This is a genomic window from Rhizorhabdus sp. P4_G6, assembly GCF_056401045.1.
The window spans coordinates 1-5,087 of the sequence record NZ_JBFUKC010000047.1 but is presented as its reverse complement, the minus strand read 5'-3'; the positions used below and the strand labels follow the sequence as shown (position 1 = coordinate 5,087).

The window sequence follows — 5,087 nt, the reverse complement described above, 5'->3', positions numbered from 1 at the left end:
GGCATATAGGCGGAAGCGAATGGCCGGTCTTCTGGGCGCTGTGTTGCGCGGTGGTCGGCATTTACGGCTCGCATTGATGCGCGGGCGTGATGAATACGGAGCTTTATTGTGAAGGTAGTTTTCATAGGTCTTGGACGCATGGGCCAGGCAATGGCCCGGCGGCTGCTGGATGCGGGCCATGATCTTGTGGTCTGGAACCGTACGCCGGATCGGCTGCGCGAACTGCTTGACCTTGGCGCGACCCGGGCCGACTCGATCGCGCAGGCCTGTGCTCTCGGTGCGCCTGTGATCACGATGCTGGCCAATGACGATGCCCTGGAGCAGGTCGCCCACGGGCCGGGCGGCCTGATCGAGAGCCTCGCGCCTGGCGGCCTGCACATCGCGATGGGAACCCACCGCAGCGACACGATCCGCAACCTGACCGCCGCGCATGCGAAGGCCAGTCAGTTTCTCGTCGCGGCTCCGGTGCTGGGCCGGCCTACCGCCGTGGCGGCAGGGCAGCTCGGCATCATCGCGGCGGGCCCCGCCGACGCCGTCGCGCACGCGCAACCGCTGTTCGACGCCATTGGCAAGCGGACATTCGCCGCCGGCTCCGAGCCCGCCACCGCCTCGCTGCTGAAACTCACCAACAATATGGTGCTGGCCTGCGCGATCGAGGTCATGGGCGAGGCGTTCAGCCTGGTCGAGAAGGCTGGAGCCGACCCCGAAACGCTGCGCGACGTGTTGACCGAAGGTGTGTTCTCCTGTCCGGCCTATACCGGTTATTCGCGCGCGATCGTGGATCGCAGCTGGGATGATGTCGGCTTCACCGCCACACTGGCGCTGAAAGACGTCGATCTGGCGCTGACCACGGGCGCTGCCAACGGCGTTCCGCTGCCCAGCGCCGAGGTCTGCCGCGATCGCCTGTCACGCGCGATCGCCGATGGCGATGCCGAGCGCGACTGGATCGTCATGGCCCGTGCCCAGGCCCGCGCCAGCGGACTGGCCTGATTTCATCGCAAACCCATTTACTCAACCATCAAGAGAAAGCCTTCAACCCATGACCAGCACGCTCTTTTCGCCGATTAGCCTTCGCGACCTCACCCTCTCCAACCGGATCGTGGTCTCGCCGATGTGCCAATATAATTCGAACGAAGGATCGGCCAACGACTGGCATCTGGTCCACCTTGGCGGTCTGGCGATGGGCGCTGCAGGCCTGGTCATGGTCGAAATGACGAACGTCTCGCCGGAAGGCCGGATTTCGCCGCGCTGCGCCACCTTGTGCTCCGATGACAACGAAGCCGCCCTGAAGCGCGTCGTCGACTTCTGCCGCACCTACGGCGTCGCCAAGCTGGGCATCCAGCTCGGGCACGCCGGACGCAAGGGCTCGCAGCAGCCTCCGGCGCTGGGCGGCAAGGCATTGACCGCAGAGGAAGGCGCATGGGAAACGGTCGGGCCGTCGGCGATCCCGTTCGGCGACTATCCGGCGCCTCGCGAACTGACCAGGCCCGAAATTGTCGGCCTCGTCGAAGCCCATCGCCAGGCCGTCGCACGCGCCGAACGAATTGGTTTCGACCTGATCGAGATGCATGGCGGCCACGGCTACCTCATCCACCAGTTCCTCTCGCCGCTCGCCAACCAGCGCACCGACGAGTTCGGTGGATCGCTGGAAAACCGCATGCGCTTCCCGCTTGAGGTGTTCAAGGCGATGCGGGCGGAATGGCCGGCGCACAAGCCGATGGGCATTCGCGTTTCAGCGACCGACTGGGTCGATGGAGGCTTCAATCCCGATGAGGCGGTCGAGTTCGCCAAGGCGCTCAAGGCGCTGGGGTGCGACTTCATCGACGTCACCACGGCCGGGCTCGATCACCGCCAGCAAATTCCGCTGGCGGCCGGCTATCAGGTGCCGTTCGGCGAAAGAATCCGCAAGGAGGCGGATATCACGACCATGTCGGTCGGCCTGATCGGTGGCGGTGCCCAGCAGGCCGAAGAAATCGTCGCTTCTGGCAAGGCGGACTTCGTGGTGATCGGCCGCGACGCGCTGTACGACCCCCGCTGGGCATGGCACGCCGCCGAGGAACTTGGCGCGACGGCTGAGTATGCACCCAAGTACCGTATGGCTCAGCCCTCGCTTCGGCCACAGCTGTACGCCAATCACCGCGCACCTGCCTGAGGCCACGCATGCCGACCCCCAAACAGGATCTGAGGACGCCGGTCACATTGCTGACCGGCTTCCTTGGAAGCGGAAAGACCACCTTGCTCAATCGCGCCCTGCGCGATCCGGCGATGACGCGCACCGCGGTGATCATCAACGAGTTCGGAGAGATCGGGATCGATCACGCCCTCACCACGGCGAGTGACGACACGATCATGGTGCTGGAGAATGGCTGCCTGTGCTGCACGGTGTTCGGCGATCTCATCCAGACCCTCAACCGGCTATACCATGCCCGCGAGGCAGGCGAGGTCGACTTCAATCACGTCGTCATCGAAACCTCCGGCCTGGCGGAGGCGGGGCCGATCCTCCAGGCTTTTCTGTCCGAACCGACGCTCGAAGGGCTGTTCCGAATGGGCGCGGTCGTGGCCACCGTCGATGCGGTGAACGCGGAGGCGACCCTGRCGGATCATCCCGTTTCCGTGCGGCAGATCGCCCTGGCGGACAGCATTCTCCTTACCAAGACGGACCTGCTGGAGCCSGCCGAGCGCGCGGCGCGCAAGGCGGCGCTGATCGTCCGCCTGGGCCAGATCAACGGCAGCGCCCCGGTGCTGGAAAGCGATGATCTGGCGGCAGATCCCGTCGGCGTGATGCGCAAGTTGATGGCCGATCCGAGAGAGGATCGGCGCGCGGCGAAAGCCTGGATCGACGCCGCGCTTGGCGCTGCTTCCAGCCATGCGGCGTCCGACACGGARCATGGTCATGCAGCGCACGCGCCGCACGGGCACGATAGCAGCATCGCGTCGTTCAACCTCATCCGCGACGARCCGCTCCCGCGTGAGGCGCTGAACCTGCTGCTGACGTCTCTGGAAAAGCATCTCGGCGCCAACCTGCTGCGGGTGAAAGGGCTGGTGAACGTGCGCGAGGAACCCGGGCGGCCGGCGGTCATCCAGGGCGCGCAGCATCTGCTGCACAACCTGACCTGGCTTCCCGAATGGCCCGATGAGGATCAGCGCACGCGGATCGTCTTCATCACGCAGGAACTGCCCGCCGGCGAACTCGAGGAAATGGTCACCCTGCTCGATCGCATCGCCCACCGCACCGCGCTCGCACGCCTCAAGGCAGGGGGAGCCGAACCGGCAAGGCCCATTTGAAGGTGACTTCTGTCGCTTCTGGACCGCAGCGACGCCGCGSCCCCCTGGGCAAGGGGGGCAGCAAATGATGCAGAAGGAGCTGCCTGKCGATGCATCGCCGCTTCAGTTCTGGAATGGCGCCGGCCCCCGATACGCGACGTATCACGGGCGGGTCGGGTCGAATGCRCAGCCGCGGCTGGACGGCCATTCAGGGATTGGACTTTGCCGGATGCATCTCTATCGCTTCGCCCCGCCGCTGTCTCGGCGCCATTCTGAAAGAGCAAGATGGTTGACATGTTCCTGAACGACAAGTCCGCCGAGGATGCCGTTACCCCGACGGATGGAGCGGGAGAGCGCCAACCGGCGACGCTGACCCAGTCTGTCTATGCGCAATTGCGCGCTGACATTCTCAACGGGCGGATGCGTCCGGGCGAGAAGATTCGCGCGGAAGCCTTGCGCCGGCGGTTCAACACGGCGAGCAGCCCGGTTCGGGAGGCGCTGAACCGGCTTCTTTCAGAAGGCTTCGTGGCGCTCGAGGAGCAGAAAGGCTTTCGTGTAGCGCCGGTCAGCGCCGAAGAACTGAAGGAACTGGTCAAGACGCGCTGGTGGATCGACGGCCTGGCCATTCGTGAATCRATCGAGCGGTTCGACCTGGAATGGGAAGAAAATCTCATACTGGCGCTCCATCGCCTGTCACGGACACATCGCGGCGAGACCGGCCAGAATGAAAGCTCGGAATGGGAAAGCCGGCACAAGGACTTCCATCTTGCTCTCATCGACGGCTGCGGCAGCCGMTGGATAAAGCGGATCAGCGCCCAGTTGTTCGACGCCGCGGAACGCTATCGCCTCCTCGCGCTGGAGCAGGTCCTCGAGCGGAACGARCTGCAGGAACATCGCGATCTGGTCGATGCATGCATCAATCGCGATGCCGATCGCGCGATCGCCTTGCTCGACCATCACTACACCCAGACTTTCGAGGCGATCGCAAACTCTGGCTTGGACACCTGAACATCCGCGGATGATGAGGCGCGCCTGAGGCTTGGCGGGAAACGGCTTCTGACCGATAGAAGGCTGCGCCGTCGGTTGCTCGCCTCGTCGGAAATCCCATGGAATCAGCTATTTATGCACCTGTCTGCGCCCACCCGCGCACAGGCATCATGAGACCGCCGAAATCACAGCACAATGGAAGGGGGAGCAAATCCTCGGTTCGGTTGACAGCATCATCATGCCCCGGCCGGTCTGGAGGACCGGCCGGGATGCTCGCCGACGCTGCTTGCGCGGCCTGGTCGCGAGCGCTCATGTGCTTGACGCGATCAGAAGTTGTAGCGCGCGCCGAGCTGGAAGAAACGGGGCGGCTTGTAGGACACCTCGTTGCATCCGCATAAGGTCGCCAGATCGAAGCCCTGGATCCCCTGGTGCACGTCGGTCAGGTTCCTGATGCGAAAGTTCAGCTCCCAGACATCGTTCGACCAACCGAGCCCGGCATTGACCATCACCGTCCTGCCATACTTGTCCGCGTCGAAATTGCGGAGGTTGTAATAGAAGGGGTCGGTATAGCTCGCGTCGCCCTGCACCGAGAGCTTGCCGCCAAAGGCCTCCCATTCGTACCGGATGATGGCGCTGGCCTGCAGCGGCGGCGCATAGACGGGCTTGACGTCTCGCCGGATCGGGCCTCCGGCACGAAGCGGCACATCCTTCACCTTCGCATCGAAGTAGGACACGGAAAGACCGACATCGAGCCCCCTGACAGGCGAGGTGAAGAGGCTGGCTTCGGCACCCTTCGTTATCGCGTCGGCATTGATGACGATCGGCATTGATGACGA

The 5,087-nt window shown here is 64.3% G+C and carries 4 protein-coding genes and 1 pseudogene; 4 read left to right on the top strand and 1 reads right to left on the bottom strand.

Annotated features, from left to right (window positions below; translation table 11 throughout):
- The first annotated feature begins 108 nt into the window (after nt 1-108).
- The 4 genes from AC1DPF_RS18875 to AC1DPF_RS18860 all read left to right on the top strand — a co-directional run bounded on the left by AC1DPF_RS18875 (nt 109) and on the right by AC1DPF_RS18860 (nt 4,272).
- The gene (locus AC1DPF_RS18875; RefSeq protein WP_477962927.1) at nt 109-990 is read left to right on the top strand and encodes an NAD(P)-dependent oxidoreductase; all 882 of its coding nucleotides are present in this window, start codon (nt 109-111) and stop codon (nt 988-990) included.
- Nucleotides 991-1,039: 49 nt separating this feature from the next.
- The gene (locus AC1DPF_RS18870) at nt 1,040-2,152 is read left to right on the top strand and encodes an NADH:flavin oxidoreductase/NADH oxidase (RefSeq protein ID WP_477873411.1); all 1,113 of its coding nucleotides are present in this window, start codon (nt 1,040-1,042) and stop codon (nt 2,150-2,152) included.
- Nucleotides 2,153-2,160: 8 nt separating this feature from the next.
- Nucleotides 2,161-3,285: a CobW family GTP-binding protein gene (locus AC1DPF_RS18865; RefSeq protein WP_477962925.1), complete on the top strand. Its 1,125-nt coding sequence runs from the start codon at nt 2,161-2,163 to the stop codon at nt 3,283-3,285.
- A gap of 264 nt (nt 3,286-3,549) precedes the next feature.
- A complete protein-coding gene (locus AC1DPF_RS18860) occupies nt 3,550-4,272 on the top strand; it encodes a GntR family transcriptional regulator (RefSeq protein ID WP_477962923.1) in 723 nt (240 codons plus the stop codon).
- Nucleotides 4,273-4,577: 305 nt separating this feature from the next.
- On the opposite strand, the pseudogene AC1DPF_RS18855 reads toward AC1DPF_RS18860, so the two are convergent.
- A pseudogene (locus tag AC1DPF_RS18855) lies at nt 4,578-5,087 on the bottom strand (TonB-dependent receptor); the annotation flags it as partial.

Coding starts and splice junctions, on each gene's coding strand:
- AC1DPF_RS18870 (WP_477873411.1), top strand. CDS start 1,040: ATGACCAGCACGCTCTTTTCGCCGATTAGCCTTCGCGACCTCACCCTC.